The organism is Staphylococcus durrellii, assembly GCF_015594545.1.
Lineage (GTDB): Bacteria > Bacillota > Bacilli > Staphylococcales > Staphylococcaceae > Staphylococcus > Staphylococcus durrellii.
In genome coordinates this window covers 1,226,385-1,247,955 of record NZ_JADIIO010000001.1, presented here as the reverse complement: position 1 = coordinate 1,247,955, position 21,571 = coordinate 1,226,385, and the positions used below count along the sequence as shown (strand labels likewise).

The following is a 21,571-nucleotide window of genomic DNA, read 5'->3' as shown; positions in this document are numbered from 1 at the left end:
AAAAAGCTCTTTTGCACGTAGTTGTACAAAAGAGCCCAATAATTAATCCATAAAGTCTTTAAGACGTTTACTTCTACTTGGATGTCTCAATTTTCTCAATGCTTTAGCCTCGATTTGTCTTATACGTTCTCTTGTAACGCCGAAGACTTTACCTACTTCTTCAAGGGTACGCGTTCTACCATCATCAAGCCCAAACCGTAATCTCAAGACGTTTTCTTCTCGGTCAGTAAGCGTATCAAGTACGTCTTCTAATTGCTCTTTTAATAATTCATAAGCAGCGTGGTCTGAAGGACTTTGTGCTTCTTGGTCTTCAATAAAATCGCCTAAGTGACTATCGTCCTCTTCACCAATAGGCGTTTCTAATGATACTGGTTCTTGTGCTATTTTTAAGATTTCACGTACTTTTTCAGGTGGCAAATCCATTTCTTCACCAATTTCTTCTGGTGCTGGATCTCTACCTAAGTCTTGTAGTAATTGTCTTTGTACGCGTATAAGCTTATTAATAGTCTCAACCATATGAACTGGTATACGTATTGTTCTTGCTTGGTCAGCAATCGCACGAGTGATTGCTTGTCTGATCCACCATGTAGCATAAGTTGAAAATTTGAATCCTTTACTAAAGTCAAATTTTTCTACTGCTTTAATAAGACCCATGTTACCTTCTTGGATTAAGTCTAAGAATAACATGCCGCGACCTACATATCTTTTAGCAATACTAACTACAAGTCGTAAGTTTGCTTCTGCTAACCTAGATTTAGCTATTTCATCGCCTTGTTCAATTTTTTTAGCCAATTCAATTTCTTCTTGTGCACTTAATAAATTAACGCGTCCAATTTCTTTTAAATACATACGCACTGGGTCGTTAATTTTAACACCTGGAGGCGCACTTAAATCGTTTGGATTAATTTTATCATCAGTATCTGAACTATCTTTTTCATTCACTAAACTAATATCGTTATCGTTTAGTTGATCAAAAAAGTCATCCATATTGTCTGGATCCATTTCAAAATTTTGCAGTTTTTCTGCTATTTCTTCATGGCTAAGATGACCTTCTTTTTTACCTTTTTCGATCAATTGTTTTTTAACATCTTCTAAAGTTAGAGATGGGTCGATGGTTTGTTTTTTTACTTTAACTTTATTGTCAGACATGAAAAGGCCTCCCGAATATAATATCAACTAGTAGTAATAATTTCTAAGTACGCTTATTACTACTACTCATTTCCAAATAAGACATATATTAAACATTGTTAATCCCGTAATAGTCAAATATGCAATGATGTTTAACTATTAATTCATTCTATTTTTATTGAAGTTTACTATTTGTTCTAAATATTGTTTTTGTAAAGTTTGATCCCCTAATCGAGTAGCCTCTATTAATTTATTATTAAGAGATTCTAGTGTTTCAGAAGTTCTATATTTTGTTATGGTATTAATGTAGTCATCGATTTCGTTTTCATACGGTTCTTCATTTATCATAAAGTTATCTAATGATATAAATGCTTCTTTAATTTCCGAAATATCAATGTACTGTAATACATCACTAATACTAAATGAATCATTCTCTGCATAAAACTCGCGTAAAGTATTAAATATACGCTTAAAAAACTCATTTGTAAAGTCTTCTAGTTCAATTAACTTATGATAATTTAAAAATGTATCCTTATCATTCATGAAGTGTTTGAGCAAAGCGCGTTCAGCTTTTTGTTCTTTAGACAAATTAGTAAATTGAGGTACAGAAGGCGCTTGATAGGATTGAATTTGATGATATGAATGTTGACTATCTATTTCATCGTTTAGACTATCTAAATTGACTTTGAACACTTCTGAAACATCTTGAATTACTTTTTTACGCAAAATTGTAGAAGACATATATGAAATATCATTCGTAATTTCTTTGAGATATTTTTCGTATGCTAAATCGTTATTTTCAATTTCGTCCTGGTGCATATTTACTTTATATAGAATAAAAGCTTTCTTTTCATGTTCTACATAATGATTAAATGCTTGTTCCCCGTGTTTACCAATATACTCATCAGGATCCATATCTTTTGGTAATTGAACCACAAAAACATTAAATCCTTGTTTCAATAAATTATTTCCTGTTTTTAAAGTGGCTTCACTACCAGCGAAGTCGCCATCAAACATTAAAGTAATATTATTAGTTAATTTTTTTAAAAATGTAATATGGTCCTGTGACAATTGGGTACCCATGCTAGCAATAACTTGCTTAAGTCCAGCTTTGTCGGCTTTAATTACATCCATGAATCCTTCTAATAATATAGCTTCATCATTTTTTCTGATTGCTTTTCGCGCTAAATCTACATTATACAATAATCTTCTTTTTTGAAATATTGGGGTTTCTGGTGAGTTTAAATATTTCGGTTCTTGATTTGTATAAGTACGGCCAGAATATCCAACAGTCCTACCTTGTGAATTAGTTAGTGGAAACATAATTCTATCTCTGAATCGGTCGTAATAACTGAAGTTTTCTTCGTTTCTAGATAGCAAACCGGCTTCATATGCAAGTTGGGTGTCATAACCTTTTTTCTCAAGAAAGTCATGACAAAAGTGAGAGTTATTAGGAGCATATCCAATTTTACGTGCATCGATTAATTCATCGGTAAAACCTCTATCTTTTAAGTAGGATAATGCGGTTTCACCTTCGACGGATTTTTTCAGGGCATAATGATAGTATTGTTGCATTAATTCATGCATTTCTATCATTTTCAAATCACTTGACGCCATTTGATGGCTACTATTTTGATTCTGATTTTCTTGCTGCGCGTTAACGGTAATATTGACGCGAGCCCCTAATTCTTGAACAGCCTCAGTAAATGAAATGTCTTTAATTTCTTGTATAAATTGAAAAACATTACCACCCTTTTTACACCCAAAACAATGACAAATTTGTTTATCTTCAGATACAGTGAATGAAGGTGTTTTTTCATCGTGAAAAGGACACAAACCGATATAATTGCGTCCTCTTTTTTCTAATTTGACATATTCGCTAACTAAATCTAAAATGTCAGTCTTATTTTTAATATCATCAATAACAGATTGTTCGATTCGCAAAGTTTATCACCTAATTAAACATTAATTATATAATTATAAATGTTTTTAATCCTTTTTGAAATTATTTTGCTCAATGATGCTGATAATATCATTTGCAGTTTCTTCAATAGCTTTATCCGAAACGTCAATTACCGGGCAACCAATTTTATCAATTAAATCATGAAAGTATTCTAATTCTTCTTTGATACGTTGTTCGGTTGCATATCTAGCACTATCTCCTAACCCGAGTTGACGTAAACGTTCTTTTCGGATTCTATTCAACTTTTCTTCACTAATCTTCAATGCAATACATTTAGATGGGTCAGTTTCAAATAAATTGTCTGGCGGTGTAACTTCAGGGACAATCGGTATATTCATTACTTTATAACTTTTATGTGCTAAATATTGAGATAATGGCGTTTTAGATGTTCGCGAGATACCTAAAAGAACAATATCCGCATTAGCCAAACCTTTAGGATCTTTACCGTCATCGTATTTAACCGCAAATTCTATCGCGTCTATTTTCTTGAAGTATGCTTCGTCTAATCTATGAACTAACCCAGGTTCGAAGTACGGTTGTTCATCTATTCTGTCCAATAAAATATTCATTAGGGGCCCCATTATATCGACTGATTGAATATTTAAATCATTGACTTTAGTTTCCATATATTTTCTGATTTCAGGCTTAACAAGTGTATATATTACAATCGCTTGTGTATCTAATGCGACTTGAATTACTTCATCTACGTTTTCTAATGCTTCTATATATGGATACCGTATAATTTCGTGTTCACATTGATTGGGATTAAATTGTGAGATACACGCTCTCGCTACCAATTCGGCTGTTTCGCCTACAGAGTCAGAAGCAACTATTAAATTGATTTTTTCCATATTAATACCACCTATTCGTTAAATAATGACACAAAAATTTTAGTGATTGTTGTTTTAGAAATTCTACCTTTAACTTCAAAGTTACCATTGTCTTTTTTGCTAACAATAGGTAAGGAATCTATTTCTTTTTCTATCATTAAATTTGCTGCGTATATTACGCGTTCATTTTCTAGAATATAATTTAGATTTGGCATACGCGTCATAATAATGTTGACTGGCATTGTATGTATATCTTCACCTATCATTGATGCTCTTAATAAATCTTTTCTAGAACATACACCAATAAAATCTCCTTGTTCATTAATAACAAATAATGTACTTACATCTTCAAGGAATATTGTACAAATTGCGTCATATACAGTCATTTCACTTTTAACGACAACTGGATGTGATGAGTAATCTTTGACGACATATTTTTTTAATTGGTCAGATATTAATTTGTTTTTAGGCTTTCCGGGATAATAATAACCAACGCGAGGTCTAGCTTCTAAAATGCCTGACATCGTCAAAATAGCTAAATCAGGTCTTAGCGTCGCTCGAGTTAATTTTAAACGCTCTGCAATATGTTCGCCCGTAATCGGGCCATTATTTTTTACAATCTCAACGATTTGCTGTTGTCTTTTACTCAGTTCTATAGTGATTCACCCCTTTATTCATACAGTTTAATTATACATTGATTTAACTCATGCTACAAATACATATAATTACTTGCTTATAGATTACCTATAGATTAAAATATAGATTGTCAGCGAGTTAAGGATAGTGAGAGCTTAGCGTCTATATTTTGGCATAAATATATAAATTAATGAATCAAATTAAAAGCGAGTGACTACACTAAATTGGGTGGAACCGCGGGTTAAAATCATAATATTAAGCACATTTAATGTGATTAAAGAATAACTCGTCCCAAGATAACGATGAAGTATGTTTATTTTTCGTTGTCTTGGGACGTTTTTATGTAAAAAAGGAGTGCAATTGTAAATGACAAAAGATATGGATACTGTAGTTCAATTAGCAAAGCATAGAGGCTTTGTATTCCCTGGTAGTGAAATTTATGGGGGACTATCTAACACATGGGATTACGGTCCACTTGGTGTTGAATTAAAAAATAACGTAAAAAAAGCATGGTGGCAAAAGTTCATTACGCAATCACCTTATAATGTCGGTATCGATGCTGCAATCTTAATGAACCCTAAAACTTGGGAAGCTTCAGGACATTTAGGTAACTTTAATGACCCAATGATTGATAATAAGGATAGTAAAATTAGATATCGTGCGGATAAAATCATTGAAGATTACATGTTAAATGAAAAAGGCGATGAGAATTTTGTTGCTGATGGTTTAAGCTTTGATGAAATGAAACAAATTATTGATGAAGAAGGTATCGTATGTCCTGTAAGTGGTACTGCTAACTGGACTGATATTCGCCAATTCAACTTAATGTTTAAAACTTTCCAAGGCGTTACCGAAGATTCAACAAATGAATTATTCTTAAGACCTGAAACTGCACAAGGTATTTTCGTTAACTACAAAAATGTACAACGTACAATGCGTAAGAAGTTACCATTTGGTATCGGTCAAGTTGGTAAATCTTTCCGTAACGAAATCACGCCTGGTAACTTTATTTTCCGTACACGTGAATTTGAACAAATGGAATTAGAATTTTTCTGTAAGCCTGGTGAAGAAATTGAATGGCAAAACTATTGGAAAACTTTTGCTAGTCAATGGTTAAAAGATCTTGGTTTAAGTGAAAATAATACACGTTTAAGAGATCATGATGCCGATGAATTGTCTCACTATTCTAATGCTACAACAGACATTGAATATCGTTTCCCATTTGGTTGGGGTGAACTATGGGGTATTGCTAGTCGTACTGACTTTGATTTGAAAAAACATAGTGAACACTCAGGTGAAGACTTCACTTATCATGAACAAGAAACTAATGAAAAATATATTCCATATTGTATAGAACCATCACTAGGTGCTGACCGTGTTACTTTAGCGTTCTTATGTGATGCTTATGATGAAGAAGGCGTTGAAGGTAGTAAAGATGCTAGAACCGTATTACATTTCCATCCTGCCCTAGCACCATACAAAGCGGCAGTATTACCATTAAGTAAAAAATTATCAAGTGAAGCAATTAAGATCTTTGAACAGTTAAGTGCTAATTTCTCAATTGACTTTGATGAATCACAATCAATTGGTAAACGTTACCGTCGTCAAGACGAAATTGGTACGCCATATTGTATTACTTTCGACTTCGATTCATTAGAAGACCAAAAGGTGACTGTCAGAGATAGAGATACTATGGAACAAATTCGTATGCCAATCGATGAATTAGAATCATTCTTAGCTGAAAAAGTTAAATTTTAATAAGTACGTCTAATCAATTATGGTCAAGATGCTCATAGAAAAGAGCCAATCGCGCGTTTAATAAACGTGCTGATTGGCTCTTTTAATAGTTAATATTGTGTATTACTTGATTCCTAAGACTGCGCTTTCAACTGATTTTGTTCTATCTTCTGAAGATGCTCGTCATCAATACTTAATAAAAAGTATGTTTTTATTCACTATAACTAATGATTACTTTGGCAATAACTGTTCGCTAGCATATTTCTTTTTTTATTTTAGTAAGTAAAAGATACTAAAATTTAAAATAGTTTTCTGCTACTTATTACTGATTATCTAGTCTATGCAGTTGATTAATCAACTTTTGGCTTTTGAAAAACATACCGGCATATTCACGATATAACATGATGAGAAGTTCCGACATTTCATCGACGATTGCAGCGTTGATATTCAATGAATTCATTTTAGAAATAGGCATTTGTTGTAATAAAGTGAGTAAATATAATGTTTTGTTAGAAATCCTAACTGCATAAGGGTCTCTATTCATTACGTTAGTAGAAATAGCGCCATCAAATTTGAAACTGTAAGCAGCAAGTTGAGATTGATCTTTACTATCTGTAATTACGCATCTATCAAAAATTGCGTTAAAACCAAACTTAGTCATATTTTTTATTAAAACAATGACAGACATAAGTTGAGCCGATACACCTTCGTTTATTTTAGTTAAAACAAAATGTAATAAATCATAGTTTTCTTTCGATACATCTTCAGGTTCTATTGCACGGTCTATGACTTCTGTACACAAACTTGCAAAACTACTTTCATAAATATCTAATCTGAGATTGTAATTTTGTTCTATAACGTCTATAGAACTTATAGTGCCCATACCCTTCCATTTTGAATAAACAAACAACCCATACACAAATAGTTGTGTATGAGCTTGTAATCCACTTTTACTCTTTTTAACCCTTCGAGCCATCAATGGTACCTTAGCACCATGTTCATTTAAGATTGTAATTATTTTGTCGGATTCGCCATAATCTATAGAATTAATCACTATTCCTTTTTGTTTGATTAACAACTTAGTTCACGATCCTTTTATTAATCTTGATCTTCTACATAACCCATTTGACGTATGAAGTTGACTTTATTTCGCCAATCTTTTTGTACTTTAACCCATAATTCTAAATATACCTTAGAACCAAGTAGTCGTTCGATATCTTGACGTGCACGTTTTCCAACTTCTTTAAGTTTTTTACCGCCCTTACCAATGACAATACCTTTTTGTGAGTCACGTTCAACAAATATTGTGGCCTCAATTCTCACTTTATCTTCATCTTCTTTAACCATACGGTCTACATTTACACCTATAGCATGCGGTATTTCTTCGCTTGTTAAATGTAATATTTTCTCTCTGATTAATTCACCAACTACAAATTGTTCAGGGTGATCTGATATTTGATCATCTGGATAATATTTTGGCCCTTCAGGCAAGTATGATTTAAGTACACTTAAAAAGTGTTCTACATTATGTCCTTCTAATGCTGACATAGGTATGATTTCAGTGAAGTCCATATATGTTTGATATTCTTCAATTATTGGCATCAGCTTATCTGGATGCACTAAATCGATTTTATTTAATACTAAAAAGACTGGTGTCTTAACTGATTTTAACATTTCCATAATAAATTCATCGCCACGTCCAATACCTTCGTTTACATTTACCATAAACATAATAGCATCTATTTCTGACAATGTATTTCTAGCTACGCGCATCATATAATCACCAAGTTTGTGTTTTGGTTTATGGATACCAGGCGTGTCTAAAAAAATAATCTGTGCATCTTCTTCTGTCATAACTCCTTGAATCTTATTACGCGTTGTCTGTGCTTTGTCAGACATGATCGCAATTTTATGTCCAATAACTCTATTTACAAATGTAGATTTCCCTACATTAGGTCTACCAATAATTGATACAAATCCTGATTTATGTTCCATTAGTTATTTAAATCCTTTCCTGAAAAACCCAGTGGTAATAATTTATCTACTGTAGATTCAATCATATCACCATTATGATTCGTCATATAAACTGGCATATCATCGTCACAAAGCTCTTTTAATACTTGTCTACATGCACCACACGGTGATGATGGTTCTGAAGCATCTACAGTAATAGTAATTGATTCGAAGTCTCCTGGTTTATAACCATTTGAGATAGCGGCTACCAAACTTGAACGTTCCGCGCAAATTGCCATTGGGTATGCTGCATTTTCTACATTAGCTCCATAAAACACATTGCCATCTTTAGTTCTTAAGTAAGAACCTACTTTAAAATTACTGTATGGTACATAAGCATTCTGTTGTGCCTTTCTTACCTCATTGAAATAATCATTATTATATGTCATAAAATAGCATCCCCCTCAAAATATTGCACTACTTATTTTAAGTATAATACATATTGAGCAATTACTGTAATAAATGTATAAAGTGAGGGATAAAAATTATTAAACCTAATAACAATGCTACTACTGAAGCTATTAATACTGAAAATGCACCAATATCTTTAGCATACTTTGCATATGTAGCATAAGATTCTGTGACTAAGTCTACGATAAATTCTATAGCTGTATTTATGGCTTCACATATGAGTACTAAACCTATTGCAATTATGATAATTACCCATTCAATGGGTGTAAGTTGCAATGCTAAACCTAAAATGATGACTAAGACTGCACAAATAATATGAACAAAAAAATTATGATCCTTTTTTAACAGTGTAAACAAACCTGCAAATGCATGTTTAAATCTGCCCATACTATCACTTATCTCTTGTTAATCCATAGGTATTTAGAATTTCATCTTGTCTACTAAACATAACTTTTTCATCGTGTTGTTCAATATGATCATAACCTAATAAATGTAAAAATCCATGAAGTGCTAAAAATCCAAGCTCTCTCTCAAATGAATGTCCATATTGTTTTGCTTGTTCTTTAGCTACATCAGTACAAATAATAATATCACCAAGTACTCTTGGAATATCCGCACCTATAATTTCTGCATCTTCTTCTTCAAATGCAAAAGATATAACATCCGTTATTTTATCTTTATCACGGTACATTTTATTAATTTCTTGAATTTCATCTTTATCTACAAAAGTAATTGATAATTCTGCTTCATCAGTAATATTTTCTTGTTCTTTGGCAAAAGTTAATAAATCATCAATTTGCGTGAACCATGCATCATTAACTTCTGAAGTATGATCGCTAAAATCTATAGTGAACAATGGCTATTCATCTCCTTCATATTTATCAATAATTTTGTTAACTAATGGGTGACGTACAACATCACTCGCATCAAGTTTTAAAATACTTATGCCTTTAACATCATTTAATTTCTTCGTAGCTTCTTTCAAGCCACTTTTTGCACCAGGCGGTAAATCCACTTGGGTTGGGTCTCCAGTAACGACCATTTTAGAGCCAAAACCCAACCTAGTTAAAAACATTTTCATTTGAGCGTGTGTTGTGTTTTGTGCTTCATCTAAAATCACAAATGCGTCATCTAAAGTTCTACCACGCATATATGCTAAAGGGGCGATTTCAATAATGCCACGTTCAATAAAACGGGCCGATTGTTCTCTACCTAGCACAGTGTTCAAACCGTCGTATAATGGTCTTAAGTATGGATCTACCTTTTCTTTTAAATCACCTGGTAAGAAACCCAGTGATTCTCCAGCCTCTACTGCTGGTCTTGTTAAAACGATTCTTTTAACGTTCCCTTTACGTAATTGCTTTGCTGCATATACGACGGCTAAGAAAGTTTTACCTGTTCCCGCGGGACCAATACCAAATACTAAGTCATTTCTATTCATAGCGTTAATGTATAATCTTTGACCCATCGTTTTTGCACGAATAGATTTACCGAAGGCATCTTTAGTAATTTCATCTTCGTATAAATCTATTAATTGATTGATTGTATTGTTATGAGCCATCTTTATAGCTGACTCGACATCCTTTAAAGTAATATTAATGCCTTGTTGAATCACTTTTAATAAATTGATTAATACTGATTCAGCTTGTTCAACATGCTCCAAGACGTTTCCTTTAACAGCTATTTCTTGGCCACGAGCATGTACGACGACATCAAAACCTTCTTCTATAGCTTCTAAATGCTCATCGTTGTTACCGATAAGTGCTTGTGCTTCATTGATATCGTCAATATAAATAATTCCAGGCATATAGGCGCTCCTTTGCAAATAAATTTATCTTATTAGTAATTAGGTTCTTTAAATTTTAAAATAATAAACATAAATTGTCTATCAATAATAAGAATGGCACTACACAAGTTAGAAAATAACTGTGTTTTATGAGTATCTTCATATTATAACATGTAACTTTCATAAGTTATTTTAATGTGCATTATAAATATTATAACCAATTAACCTTAATTACTGTAACATAAATAAACACTCTATCAAGTTGATTTAACGTTGATAGAGTGTTTATTTTATATTTGTTTAGGTCTACTTAGAATCTCTGACCAAATAATACCATTAACGACTTCATCTTTGTCGAAACGCAAATTATCACTAGTATCATTTACATGCATTGAATTAGCATTGATAAGTTGTTTTAAACGAAAACGTTTAGTTCTTTCAGATAAGTATTTATCATTAATGATTGCGCGTGCACGTTTTTCCATTAATTGCAGTTGTTTCTCTTTTTCACGATCAATTTCATTACGTACATCTTCGAGATCATTAAATACACTATCTTCTAGTTCTTTTTGTAATTCTTCATCTTGCTTTCTTTCACGCACTTTTTCTTTTTGAGCAGCCCCATCTTCATCAGGAGTCATAGATTCGGTAGTAGTTTCCATTTTTTCAGCACGTGTTTCAGTAACTGGTTCAGGTTCTACATTTGTAGTATTGCGCTCTTTAGTTGTTTGACCTGGAGGTTTGTTTTCCATTTGACCTTCTAATTCATTGAATGTTTCTTCAAGTTTTTCAAGAAAACCTTTTCCTCGTGGTTGTTGCATTTCTTGTCGTTTTTTAGGTGTTTGTTGTTGTCTTTCTTTATGACTATTATCTTTTACCGCACCTATAATAGTAACTATCACAGATATTGCAAAAATAATAATACCTATACTCATTTAATCACCCCTTATTCGTCTGGTGATTCATCTTCATTGTTGTTAGTACGTTTATTAATGGCATTACGCATGCCAGTATCTGCTTCAATATTTTTTAGGTTGTAATAATCTCCTACACCTATGTTGCCTGAACGTAATGCTTCAGCCATCGCAAGAGGAACTTCAGCTTCAGCTTCTACAACTTTAGAACGCATTTCTTGTACTTTAGCTTTCATTTCTTGTTCTTGAGCTACTGCCATTGCTCTACGTTCTTCTGCTTTAGCTTGAGCTATATTCTTATCCGCAAGTGCTTGTTCAGTTTGTAAATCTGCACCAATGTTTTTACTAATATCAACATCGGCAATATCAATTGATAGTATTTCAAAAGCTGTACCTGAGTCTAAACCTTTACTTAATACAGTTTTAGATATATTATCAGGATTTTCTAATACTTGAGTATGGTGTTGACTGGAACCAATTGTCGATACGATACCTTCACCAACACGTGCGATGATTGTTTCTTCACCAGCACCACCAACTAATCTAGCGATATTGGCGCGGACCGTGATTCTGGCTTTTGCTTTTACTTCGATACCGTTCATAGCTACACCAGCTATAAATGGTGTCTCGATAACTTTTGGATTAACAGACATTTGAACGGCTTCTAGTACATCACGGCCAGCTAAGTCGATAGCAGCACCACGTTCAAATGGTAAATTAATATCAGCTCTTTGCGCAGCGATATTAGCATCTACTACTCTATCAACGTTACCACCTGCTAGGTAATGAGACTCTAATTGATTTGTAGTTAGATTTAATCCTGCTTTATGCGCTTTAATTAATGGCGCAATAACTTTTCTCGGCGATACCCTTCTTAATCTCATTCCGACTAGAGTACCGATACCTACTTTAACTCCTGCAGCTATAGCAGAAATCCATAACCCAACAGGAACAAATGAAAACAATATTAATAATGCAATAATGACAATTACTACGATAATACCTATACTAATTAGCATAATGTTTTCTCCTTTAAATATTTAAATTTCTCTTACAACAACACGAGTACCTTCAACTTCAAGAATTTTTACATTTTTATTGCGTAAAATAAATGAGCCATCTGAAACTGCGTCGATACGTTCATTATTGATCGAGATAATGCCAGCTGGTCTTAAATCAGTCATTGTTACGGCTGTGTCACCAACTAAATAAGAGCGGTCATCATGAGATGTGTAACCAGATTCAGCATTAGTAGAATCTTTTAGTACAACTTTATCTAAAAATGGTATGTTACGTTTGAAAATTTTCACTAATATCACCCACTCGACGATTGCTAAAATCAATGCTATTACTACATTACCTATCATAAAAACTAAATTATCGCCCAATGTAATAATACTAAATATTATTAACGTTAAACCGATGATGCCAATTACTGCCCCTACTATAAATAGTTCAATAATTAAGAATAAGATACCAATACTAAATAAAATTACAGTAATTAAATTGACATCACCTTTAATTAAAAAGCCTAAAAAGAAAATTAGCATTGCTAATGTTGCAATAATACCAATAATATTAATCTTTTTAGAATATAATTGATATAAAAGACCTAAAAATATAACACAAGTTAATATTAAAGCTATCACTGGACTTACGATAAAATTAGCCAAGTTGTCTAACCAACTATGACTTTGGATTGAGGTCATAGAACCCAACGTATGTATATTAGATAATAAGTTCACAATTTCACCCCGCTCTCTACTTAATTATACAATAAACAGTAAGTCATTAATACAGATAAGGGATATTCATATCTTACAATTTTAATAATTTTCAATTTTAAAAAATTACTTAATTATTTAAATGTAATAAAAAACCATAGTTGATTATATCAACTATGGTTGCTATTTATAATTAATATTGTTGAGGGAGTCAACGAAACTATTAATTATTTGAATTTACGTTTACGTGCAGCTTCTGATTTCTTTTTACGTTTAACACTTGGTTTCTCGTAAAATTCGCGTTTACGCACTTCTTGAATTGTACCGCTTTTAGAAACAGTACGCTTGAATCGACGTAACGCATCTTCAAGTGATTCGTTTTTACGGACTACTGTTTTAGACATCTGTATTTCCCTCCCTCCAAATATCAACGAAACTTTTAACTTTATTATACATAGTTTAACTATGTATAAATTAGTATAATATATCTAACTTTAACGGTCAATTAGTAAAATTTACAAATTTATATTAAAACTTTATGTTCTGACTTATTAGTTGCATGGTCAATGACACGAAGTAACTCACCTTCATTGATTGGATAATCAGCTTTAGTGATTTTTACTTTCACTAGTTGACCTATTATTGACTCATCGCCTTTAAATTGTATCTTCATGTAATTATCTGCATATCCTACTAATGAACCTTTATCAGTACCGGCTTCTTCAGGAATCACTTCTAATACATCATTCTCAAAGTTAGAAGCATATGTTTTAGCAAGTTGATCACTTAAATTAATTAGACGATGTACTCGTTCATTTTTAATATTCTCGTCAATTTGGTCGTCCATTCTTGCTGCTGGCGTACCAATTCTTGGTGAATATGGAAATACGTGTAATTCTGAGAAATGATGATCGACAATAAAGTCAAATGTTTCTTGAAATTCTTCTGCTGTTTCGCCAGGAAAACCAACGATAACATCACTAGTAACAGCTAAACCAGGTAAAGCTTCATGTAATCTTGTCAATCTCTCAGAGAAATGTGCCATAGAATATTTACGTCTCATTCTCTTTAATACTGAATCAGATCCAGATTGAAGTGGTATATGTAAGTGCCTAACCACTTTGTTTGATGATGCAATAACGTTAATCACTTCATCAGTTAATTGACTTGCTTCTATAGAAGAAATACGAATTCGCTCTAAATTATTAATTGTTTCTAAATCACGTAAAAGTTGTGCAAGATTGTAATTTTTTAAATCTTGACCATATCCACCTGTATGAATACCAGTTAATACAATTTCTTTGTATCCTGATTCAACTAATTGAGTTGCCTGTTCTACTACTTTTTCCGGGTCGCGTGAACGCATTAAACCTCTTGCCCAAGGAATAATACAGAAAGTACAAAAGTTATTACACCCTTCCTGTATTTTCAATGAAGCGCGTGTACGATCTGTAAAGTAAGGAACTTCTAACTCTTCGTAAGTACGATTTTTCATAATATTACCAACACCATTAATTGGTTGACGTTCTTGCTTATATTGTTCTATGTAACCAATCAATTTAGTACGATCTTGCGTACCGACAACTATATCGACACCAGGTATTTCCATTATTTCTGCCGGAGAAGTCTGAGCGTAACAACCAGTCACACACACGACTGCTTCTGGATTTTGTCTGATAGCTCGGCGTATAACTTGTCTACTTTTTTTATCGCCAGTGTTTGTTACTGTACATGTATTAATAACAAACACATCCGCATTTGTTTCAAAATCTACTCTATCATAATCGGCTTCTTTAAATAATTGCCAAATTGCTTCTGTCTCATAGTGATTTACTTTGCAACCTAAAGTATGAAATGCAACTGTGGACATAAATATCACCCCAATAATTCTTTTTGATAACTTATCGCACTTAACACATATAATGGTGCAGTTTCTGCCCGTAAAATTCTTGGTCCTAAACCAATTTGTTCCCCAACCTTATCTAACAGTGCAATCTCATTTTCAGAAAAACCACCCTCTGGTCCAAAAATGACAAGCACACGTGCATTAGGCTCAAAGCGCTGTAATAAAGTTTTGAAATTATTAGTTTCACCGTTTTTTGCTGCATCTTCATATGCTACAAGTACATAATCATATTGGTCTATATTATCACATAAAGTTTTTAAATTCGACACATATTCCAAGTTAGGTATTAATAATCTATAACTTTGTTCTGCTGCTTCTTTGATAATTTTTTGCCATCTATCTAGTTTCTTTTCGATCTTAGAAGCGTTAAGTTTAACGACAGAACGATCCATTGTCGTAGCAATAAATTGATGTGCACCTAGTTCTGTAGCTTTCTGTAATAACCATTCATATTTATCAGCTTTTATAAGTCCACTACAAATCGTTATAGTTTGAGGTAGTTCTGTATTAACCTCTAACTTTTGTTTTGTGTTGATTTCAATAGCATTATCATCAATAGTAATAATTTCGCATTGATAGACTATTTGATTGTTAAAAGTAACTATTATATCATCACCATTTTGATGACGCATAACTTTTGTAATATGATGTATATCATCACTCTGAGTAATAAAAAAACGCTGATTAATATCAGCGTTTTGATTTAAAAAATATCTTTGCAAAATTATTCGCTCACTTTCTGTCCCACGATACAGACCCAACTATTATCGTGGTTTACTGAAATAATTTTAAATCCTACACGCTTCATATGATCGATTATTTCTTCGTATTTCTCTTCAATTATACCAGAAGTAATGAAATAACCGTCTACATTTAAAGTATTATAAGCATCTTCAATCATTTCATCAATAATATGCGCTAAAATATTTGCGATAACGACATCAAATTTTTCTGTTTCATCAGTGAGCAAGTTACCTGGTACTGCTTCAATCGAATCTTCACAGTTATTCTTTTTAAAATTATCAATAGCTACTTTTACTGCCATCTCATCAAGGTCTAACGCTTTAATACGATTTACGCCTAGTAAATAGGCAGCTATACTTAAAATACCTGAACCAGTTCCAACATCAATCACGCTGTCGTTTGCAGTTACGTATGTTTCAATAGCCTTCAAACACATATTGGTTGTTGGATGATCACCTGTACCAAAAGCCATTCCAGGATCTAATTCAATACATAATTCATCAGAATCAATTATTTGATAATCTTCCCAACTTGGTACTATAGTAAAGCGTTTAGATGCTCTAAATGGATGAAAATAATTTTTCCATTCATTTTCCCAGTCTTGTTCTTGAATCACATTTTCTTGATAATCAAAAACTTCATTGTCTAAAGCTTCTAACGATTTTATAGTATTTATAATATTGGTTTTTAAAGTATTGTTATATTTCATTTCATTAAAGTAAGCTTTAAGTCTAACACCCGTGGATGGATAAGCTTCATCACTTAAACTATAAATTTCACCAAACTTATCTTCAAAATCATGGATTAAATCATTGGAATCTTCGATAACGACACCATTAGACCCATGATCTTCTAAAATGTTACTAACTAAAGAAGCTACGTCATGATTAACTGTTATGGAAACTTCGGTCCATTGCATAGTATTCTATTCTCCTTTAAAGAAGCGTTTAGCTTTATCTCTAAAATTTGAAGGTTGTTCAGATAATTCTTCTCCATTGATTTCGGCAAATTCTCTCAACAATTCTGTTTGACGCTCGTTGATTTTTGTAGGTGTAACCACGTTAACATTTACAAATAAATCTCCATAACCGTAACCGTGAACATTTTTAATACCTTTATCTTTTAAGCGAAACTGTTTACCTGTTTGAGTTCCTGAAGGTACTGTTAACATTACACTACTATTTAGTGTAGGTACTTTAATTTCGTCACCAAGAGCTGCTTGTGGGAACGTGATATCTAAGCTGTAATAAATGTCATCGCCCATTCTCTCGAATTTTTCTGAAGGTTTAACTCTAAATACAACATACAAGTCACCGTGAGGTCCTCCATTTTCACCAGGAGTACCTTCACCAGCTAATCTAATTTGCTGTTCATTGTCTACGCCTTCTGGTACTGTGACTGAAATTTTAACAGTTTTATTTTCTGTACCTTTACCATGGCAAGTTTCACAAGGTTCCTCAAATTCTTGGCCTGATCCTTCACAAACTGGACAAACTTTTTCAGTTCTAACTCTACCTAAAATAGTGTTTTGTTCAACTGAGACATGACCAGCACCGTTACAATAGTGACACGTTTTTTTCTTAGATCCAGGTTTTGCACCTTCTCCATCACAAGTATGACAAGTAACATCTTTTCTAATAGAAATTTCTTTTTCTGTACCAAAAACAGCTTCATCAAATGTTACGGTCATAGTATATTGTAAATCATCACCTTTTCTAGGCGCATTTGGATCTCTTTGACGGCCGCCACCGAAGAATGAACTAAAGATGTCTTCAAATCCGCCACCGCCGAAACCACTAAAGTCTTGACCACCAAATCCTTGGCCACCAAAACCACCTTGTGGTCCACTATGACCGAATTGATCATAATTAGCTCTTTTATTTTCATCACCTAACACTTCATAGGCTTCAGAAATTTCTTTGAACTTTTCGTCTGCACCTTCTTCGTTATTAATATCTGGATGATATTTTTTAGAAAGTTTGCGGTAAGCTTTTTTAATATCGTCTTTTGATGCGTCTTTGCTTACACCTAAGACCTCATAGTAATCTCGTTTGGCCACAGTTCATCTCTCCCTCTAATTATTATTTAAAAATTGTAACTAATTAAAAAGAAAAGTCAAAGCCAATGTGCAATTGACTTTGACTTATTTTGGCTAAGCAATTGGATTTCTTATTTAATTAACTACGACTTTTGTTGCATAGTATAATTATTTTTGTTGTTCGTCGTCATTGTTAACTTCTTTAAAATCAGCATCTTCTACATTATCATCTTTTGCTTGTTCTTGTTCACCTTGTTGTGCTTGCGCTTGTTCTTGTGCTTGTTGATATACTTTAGCTGATAAGTCTTGAACTACTTTTTCTAATTCTTCTTTTTTAGCTTTAATATCTTCAAGATCTGAACCTTCAAGCGCTGATTTTAATGCATCTTTTTTCTCTTCAGCATTTGTTTTATCTTCTTCAGAAACGTTTTCGCCTAAATCAGTAATTGTTTTTTCAACTTGGAATACTAAGCTATCAGCTTCATTTCTAAGGTCACTTTCTTCACGGCGTTTTTCGTCTGCTTCAGCATTTTGCTCAGCATCTTTAACCATACGATCGATTTCATCGTCTGATAAAGTATTGCTTGATTGAATAGTGATGTTTTGTTCTTTATTTGTACCTAAATCTTTTGCAGTAACATTAACAATACCGTTTTTGTCGATATCAAATGTCACTTCGATTTGAGGTACACCACGTGGAGCTGGTGGAATATCAGTTAATTGGAATCTACCCAATGTTTTGTTGTCAGATGCCATTGGACGTTCACCTTGTAATACATGGATATCTACAGCTGGTTGGTTGTCTGCTGCTGTAGAATATACTTGAGATTTTGATGTTGGGATAGTTGTATTTCTTTCGATTAATGTGTTCATACGTCCACCCATAATTTCAATACCTAATGAAAGTGGTGTTACGTCTAGTAATACTACATCCTTAACATCACCAGTGATTACGCCACCTTGGATTGCAGCACCCATAGCTACAACTTCGTCAGGGTTAACACCTTTATGTGGTTCTTTGTTAATTTCTTTTTTAACAGCTTCTTGAACTGCAGGTATTCTTGTTGAACCACCTACTAAGATAACTTCGTCAATGTCAGAACTTGATAAACCAGCGTCTTTCATTGCTTGACGAGTTGGTTCCATAGTTCTTCTAATTAAGCTATCAGCTAGCTCTTCGAATTTAGAACGAGTTAAGTTGATTTCTAAGTGTAAAGGACCACTTTCTCCAGCTGAAATGAATGGTAGAGAAATTTGTGTTTGAGATACACCTGATAAATCTTTTTTAGCTTTTTCAGCAGCATCTTTAAGACGTTGTAACGCCATTTTATCTTGACTTAAGTCTACGCCATTTTCTTTTTTGAACTCTGAAACTAGATAATCAATGATTACTTGGTCAAAGTCATCCCCGCCAAGTTTGTTGTCACCTGAAGTAGATAGTACTTCAAATACGCCGTCACCTAATTCTAGGATAGAAACGTCAAAAGTACCACCGCCAAGGTCGAATACCAATACTTTTTGGTCACTTTCAGTTTTATCTAAACCATAAGCTAATGCTGCTGCAGTAGGTTCGTTAATGATACGTTCTACTTGTAAACCAGCAATTTTACCAGCGTCTTTTGTAGCTTGTCGTTCAGCATCATTAAAATATGCTGGTACAGTTACAACTGCTTTATCTACAGTGTCACCTAAATAATCTTCTGCTGTTTTTTTAAGGTTTTGTAAAATCATAGCTGAAATTTCTTGAGGCGTATAAGATTTACCTTCTACATCAACTTTGTAGTCAGTGCCCATATGACGTTTGATTGATTGAACAGTGTTTGCGTTAGTGATTGCTTGTCTTTTTGCTACTTCACCAACTTGAGTTTCGTCATTTTTGAAAGCAACTACTGATGGTGTTGTTCTAGCACCTTCTGGATTTTGAATTACTTTAGGTTCGTCACCTTCTAATACAGCAACACATGAATTTGTTGTACCTAAGTCAATACCTATTACTTTACTCATAAAAAAATTCCTCCTGTTAGTTATATAATGTCTTTATCTTGTAATTTAATTTTATTCATTTACTTTAACCATTGAAGGTCTAAGTACACGTTCTTTTAGTTTATATCCTGTTTGTAATTCTTGAGTGATTTGACCCGATTCAAATTCTTCGTTGTTATCTTGCATTACTGCTTGGTGAAAGTTAGGATCAAATTGATGACCTTCTGATTCAATCTTTTCAAGGCCGTTATCTTGAAGTGCTTTTAAAAGGCTATCATAAACCATTTGCACACCTTTTTTAAGTGAAACAAATTGTTCATCTTCACCTTCGATTTGTAAAGCACGTTCAATGTTATCAATTGTTGGTAAAATATCATTTAGCACACTTTGTGCTTGATATTCTTTCATTGTTTGATTTTCTTTTTGAATTCTACGTTTGTAATTTTCAAATTCAGCATATAAACGCAAATATTTTTCTTCGTTTTGCTGAACTTCATTTTGAAGATTTTCAATTTCTGCGTCTTTAGGATCGACCTGTGCTTCTTCGTTATCAGATGTAACATCTGTGTCGTTATTTTGCAGGTCGTCATTCGCATTTTGTGTTTGTTCTTCAGCAACATTGTCGGCATTATCATTTTCATGATTTTGGTTTGCCTTTTGAGAAATTTGTTCTTCAGTTTCTTGGTTGTTGCTTACTGTTTCATTATTCTCAGTCATTTCCTGCCCTCCAATACAAAATTAATTACCAAATCTTATTTAGTAAATGTATTACATTTTGATAATTCATAGCGGTAGGTCCAATTACCGCAATCTTACCTTTCAATCTATCGTCAATGTGATAATCACTTGAAACGATAGAAATATCACTTAAACCTTCATCAATTTCATGTCCAATTTTCACATTAATTGATGTATTTGACATTTCATTGAGTAAGTCATTTATTTTATTCGACTCAATATATTGTAAAATTGGTTGTATTGATGAGACGTTTGTTTCATTCAACGCATCAATTAGTTTAACCTTTCCGCCCATAAAAATGCCATTACTTTGATTATCAAAATGTAATTGTAATGTCTCAAGCATATCCCTAACGAATTTCCGTTCATTTACTGATTGTGTAAATGAATTCAAATCATTTTCGAAGTGATATGTCGACAACTCGTTGTATTTAGCAGTTACAAAATTTGAAATTTTGTTTAGCTCACCATTGTCTAAACGACTTTGAGTTGCTAAATGTAAATGTTCAACATGACCTGAAGTAAACACCACAATCATTACTACTAAATAATCATTAGCACGTACTAAGTGAATATTATTTATAATATCCTGCTTATGATTTGGACTCATAACCAACGTTGTATATTGAGAAGCAATAGACAATTCATTTGCAAAAGCGTCTAATGCAGTAGAAATATTATATTGATGTGCTATTAATATTTCTTTAATACGTTGGATCTTTTTTTGATGTTGATGAGATGTTTGATTTAATAATTGATCTACATAATATCTAAACCCTAGTTCGGAAGGAGATCTTCCCGAAGACGTATGTGTCTTTTCTATTAAGTTTAGAGACTCCAATAGTTTCATCTCATTTCTAATAGTAGCAGGGCTAACATTTAAATTATGTCGCTCTATCAAAGACTTTGAACCAACTGGCTGGTCAGTATCGACATAATCTTCAACAATGGCATTTAAGATGCTCAATTGTCTATGAGTAATCATGTTTTCACCTCATTAGCACTCATTTGTTTCAAGTG

At 33.0% G+C, this 21,571-nt stretch carries 22 protein-coding genes; 1 reads left to right on the top strand and 21 read right to left on the bottom strand.

The window, feature by feature from the left end; all coding sequences use genetic code 11:
• Positions 1 to 42 precede the first annotated feature (42 nt).
• The 4 genes from rpoD to ISP02_RS06050 all read right to left on the bottom strand — a co-directional run bounded on the left by rpoD (position 43) and on the right by ISP02_RS06050 (position 4,577).
• On the bottom strand, positions 43 to 1,149 hold the full coding sequence (rpoD, locus tag ISP02_RS06065; RefSeq protein WP_195720690.1) for an RNA polymerase sigma factor RpoD: 1,107 nt from the start codon (positions 1,147 to 1,149) through the stop codon (positions 43 to 45).
• Between the two features lie 138 nt (positions 1,150 to 1,287).
• Positions 1,288 to 3,072: a DNA primase gene (gene dnaG / locus ISP02_RS06060; protein WP_195720689.1), complete on the bottom strand. Its 1,785-nt coding sequence runs from the start codon at positions 3,070 to 3,072 to the stop codon at positions 1,288 to 1,290.
• A gap of 45 nt (positions 3,073 to 3,117) precedes the next feature.
• On the bottom strand, positions 3,118 to 3,942 hold the full coding sequence (locus tag ISP02_RS06055; RefSeq protein WP_195720688.1) for a pyruvate, water dikinase regulatory protein: 825 nt from the start codon (positions 3,940 to 3,942) through the stop codon (positions 3,118 to 3,120).
• Between the two features lie 11 nt (positions 3,943 to 3,953).
• On the bottom strand, positions 3,954 to 4,577 hold the full coding sequence (locus ISP02_RS06050; protein WP_195721838.1) for a helix-turn-helix transcriptional regulator: 624 nt from the start codon (positions 4,575 to 4,577) through the stop codon (positions 3,954 to 3,956).
• 346 nt (positions 4,578 to 4,923) lie between these two features.
• Between ISP02_RS06050 and ISP02_RS06045 the strand changes: the two genes are divergently transcribed.
• Positions 4,924 to 6,315, top strand: a complete 1,392-nt coding sequence (locus ISP02_RS06045; protein ID WP_195720687.1) for a glycine--tRNA ligase — start codon at positions 4,924 to 4,926, stop codon at positions 6,313 to 6,315.
• 301 nt (positions 6,316 to 6,616) lie between these two features.
• On the opposite strand, the gene recO is transcribed toward ISP02_RS06045, so the two are convergent.
• From recO to hrcA, 17 genes are all read right to left on the bottom strand, one after another.
• Positions 6,617 to 7,372 carry a DNA repair protein RecO gene (gene recO / locus ISP02_RS06040; protein WP_195720686.1) on the bottom strand — a complete coding sequence of 252 codons (756 nt, stop codon included), beginning with the start codon at positions 7,370 to 7,372 and terminating at the stop codon, positions 6,617 to 6,619.
• 20 nt (positions 7,373 to 7,392) lie between these two features.
• Positions 7,393 to 8,289, bottom strand: coding sequence for a GTPase Era (era, locus tag ISP02_RS06035; protein ID WP_195720685.1), 897 nt, complete (start codon positions 8,287 to 8,289; stop codon positions 7,393 to 7,395).
• On the bottom strand, positions 8,289 to 8,696 hold the full coding sequence (gene cdd, locus ISP02_RS06030) for a cytidine deaminase (RefSeq protein WP_195720684.1): 408 nt from the start codon (positions 8,694 to 8,696) through the stop codon (positions 8,289 to 8,291). The genes era and cdd overlap by 1 nt, the downstream gene beginning before the upstream one ends.
• Before the next feature lie 61 nt (positions 8,697 to 8,757).
• Complete coding sequence (locus ISP02_RS06025) at positions 8,758 to 9,105, bottom strand: diacylglycerol kinase family protein (protein WP_195720683.1); 348 nt, start codon at positions 9,103 to 9,105, stop codon at positions 8,758 to 8,760.
• A 4-nt stretch (positions 9,106 to 9,109) separates the two neighbouring features.
• Complete coding sequence (gene ybeY, locus ISP02_RS06020) at positions 9,110 to 9,574, bottom strand: rRNA maturation RNase YbeY (RefSeq protein ID WP_195720682.1); 465 nt, start codon at positions 9,572 to 9,574, stop codon at positions 9,110 to 9,112.
• A gap of 3 nt (positions 9,575 to 9,577) precedes the next feature.
• Positions 9,578 to 10,525 (bottom strand): PhoH family protein, encoded by a 948-nt coding sequence (locus ISP02_RS06015; protein WP_195720681.1) that lies wholly within the window; start codon positions 10,523 to 10,525, stop codon positions 9,578 to 9,580.
• A 269-nt stretch (positions 10,526 to 10,794) separates the two neighbouring features.
• Positions 10,795 to 11,439: a hypothetical protein gene (locus ISP02_RS06010; protein ID WP_195720680.1), complete on the bottom strand. Its 645-nt coding sequence runs from the start codon at positions 11,437 to 11,439 to the stop codon at positions 10,795 to 10,797.
• Positions 11,440 to 11,450: 11 nt separating this feature from the next.
• A complete protein-coding gene (gene floA / locus ISP02_RS06005) occupies positions 11,451 to 12,437 on the bottom strand; it encodes a flotillin-like protein FloA (protein ID WP_195720679.1) in 987 nt (328 codons plus the stop codon).
• 21 nt (positions 12,438 to 12,458) lie between these two features.
• Complete coding sequence (locus ISP02_RS06000; RefSeq protein ID WP_195721837.1) at positions 12,459 to 13,127, bottom strand: NfeD family protein; 669 nt, start codon at positions 13,125 to 13,127, stop codon at positions 12,459 to 12,461.
• A gap of 242 nt (positions 13,128 to 13,369) precedes the next feature.
• Positions 13,370 to 13,546, bottom strand: coding sequence for a 30S ribosomal protein S21 (gene rpsU, locus ISP02_RS05995; protein WP_002510503.1), 177 nt, complete (start codon positions 13,544 to 13,546; stop codon positions 13,370 to 13,372).
• A gap of 119 nt (positions 13,547 to 13,665) precedes the next feature.
• Positions 13,666 to 15,012 (bottom strand): tRNA (N(6)-L-threonylcarbamoyladenosine(37)-C(2))-methylthiotransferase MtaB, encoded by a 1,347-nt coding sequence (gene mtaB / locus ISP02_RS05990; protein ID WP_195720678.1) that lies wholly within the window; start codon positions 15,010 to 15,012, stop codon positions 13,666 to 13,668.
• Between the two features lie 5 nt (positions 15,013 to 15,017).
• Positions 15,018 to 15,770, bottom strand: coding sequence for a 16S rRNA (uracil(1498)-N(3))-methyltransferase (locus ISP02_RS05985; RefSeq protein ID WP_195720677.1), 753 nt, complete (start codon positions 15,768 to 15,770; stop codon positions 15,018 to 15,020).
• A gap of 2 nt (positions 15,771 to 15,772) precedes the next feature.
• Positions 15,773 to 16,711, bottom strand: a complete 939-nt coding sequence (gene prmA / locus ISP02_RS05980; protein ID WP_195720676.1) for a 50S ribosomal protein L11 methyltransferase — start codon at positions 16,709 to 16,711, stop codon at positions 15,773 to 15,775.
• A gap of 6 nt (positions 16,712 to 16,717) precedes the next feature.
• A complete protein-coding gene (gene dnaJ / locus ISP02_RS05975) occupies positions 16,718 to 17,851 on the bottom strand; it encodes a molecular chaperone DnaJ (RefSeq protein ID WP_195720675.1) in 1,134 nt (377 codons plus the stop codon).
• 147 nt (positions 17,852 to 17,998) lie between these two features.
• The gene (gene dnaK, locus ISP02_RS05970) at positions 17,999 to 19,834 is read right to left on the bottom strand and encodes a molecular chaperone DnaK (protein ID WP_195720674.1); all 1,836 of its coding nucleotides are present in this window, start codon (positions 19,832 to 19,834) and stop codon (positions 17,999 to 18,001) included.
• Positions 19,835 to 19,885: 51 nt separating this feature from the next.
• Positions 19,886 to 20,530 (bottom strand): nucleotide exchange factor GrpE, encoded by a 645-nt coding sequence (gene grpE, locus ISP02_RS05965; RefSeq protein WP_195720673.1) that lies wholly within the window; start codon positions 20,528 to 20,530, stop codon positions 19,886 to 19,888.
• Between the two features lie 25 nt (positions 20,531 to 20,555).
• Positions 20,556 to 21,536, bottom strand: coding sequence for a heat-inducible transcriptional repressor HrcA (gene hrcA, locus ISP02_RS05960; RefSeq protein ID WP_195720672.1), 981 nt, complete (start codon positions 21,534 to 21,536; stop codon positions 20,556 to 20,558).
• Positions 21,537 to 21,571: the final 35 nt, after the last annotated feature.

Excerpts from the sequence above, each read along its gene's own strand:
- era (WP_195720685.1), bottom strand. The coding sequence starts at position 8,289 with ATGGAACATAAATCAGGATTTGTATCAATTATTGGTAGACCTAATGTA.
- mtaB (WP_195720678.1), bottom strand. The coding sequence starts at position 15,012 with ATGTCCACAGTTGCATTTCATACTTTAGGTTGCAAAGTAAATCACTAT.
- hrcA (WP_195720672.1), bottom strand. The coding sequence starts at position 21,536 with ATGATTACTCATAGACAATTGAGCATCTTAAATGCCATTGTTGAAGAT.
- grpE (WP_195720673.1), bottom strand. The coding sequence starts at position 20,530 with ATGACTGAGAATAATGAAACAGTAAGCAACAACCAAGAAACTGAAGAA.
- ISP02_RS06025 (WP_195720683.1), bottom strand. The coding sequence starts at position 9,105 with ATGGGCAGATTTAAACATGCATTTGCAGGTTTGTTTACACTGTTAAAA.
- dnaK (WP_195720674.1), bottom strand. The coding sequence starts at position 19,834 with ATGAGTAAAGTAATAGGTATTGACTTAGGTACAACAAATTCATGTGTT.
- floA (WP_195720679.1), bottom strand. The coding sequence starts at position 12,437 with ATGCTAATTAGTATAGGTATTATCGTAGTAATTGTCATTATTGCATTA.
- rpoD (WP_195720690.1), bottom strand. The coding sequence starts at position 1,149 with ATGTCTGACAATAAAGTTAAAGTAAAAAAACAAACCATCGACCCATCT.
- ISP02_RS06045 (WP_195720687.1), top strand. The coding sequence starts at position 4,924 with ATGACAAAAGATATGGATACTGTAGTTCAATTAGCAAAGCATAGAGGC.
- ISP02_RS06000 (WP_195721837.1), bottom strand. The coding sequence starts at position 13,127 with ATGACCTCAATCCAAAGTCATAGTTGGTTAGACAACTTGGCTAATTTT.
- ISP02_RS06055 (WP_195720688.1), bottom strand. The coding sequence starts at position 3,942 with ATGGAAAAAATCAATTTAATAGTTGCTTCTGACTCTGTAGGCGAAACA.
- ISP02_RS06015 (WP_195720681.1), bottom strand. The coding sequence starts at position 10,525 with ATGCCTGGAATTATTTATATTGACGATATCAATGAAGCACAAGCACTT.
- cdd (WP_195720684.1), bottom strand. The coding sequence starts at position 8,696 with ATGACATATAATAATGATTATTTCAATGAGGTAAGAAAGGCACAACAG.
- rpsU (WP_002510503.1), bottom strand. The coding sequence starts at position 13,546 with ATGTCTAAAACAGTAGTCCGTAAAAACGAATCACTTGAAGATGCGTTA.
- prmA (WP_195720676.1), bottom strand. The coding sequence starts at position 16,711 with ATGCAATGGACCGAAGTTTCCATAACAGTTAATCATGACGTAGCTTCT.
- ISP02_RS06010 (WP_195720680.1), bottom strand. The coding sequence starts at position 11,439 with ATGAGTATAGGTATTATTATTTTTGCAATATCTGTGATAGTTACTATT.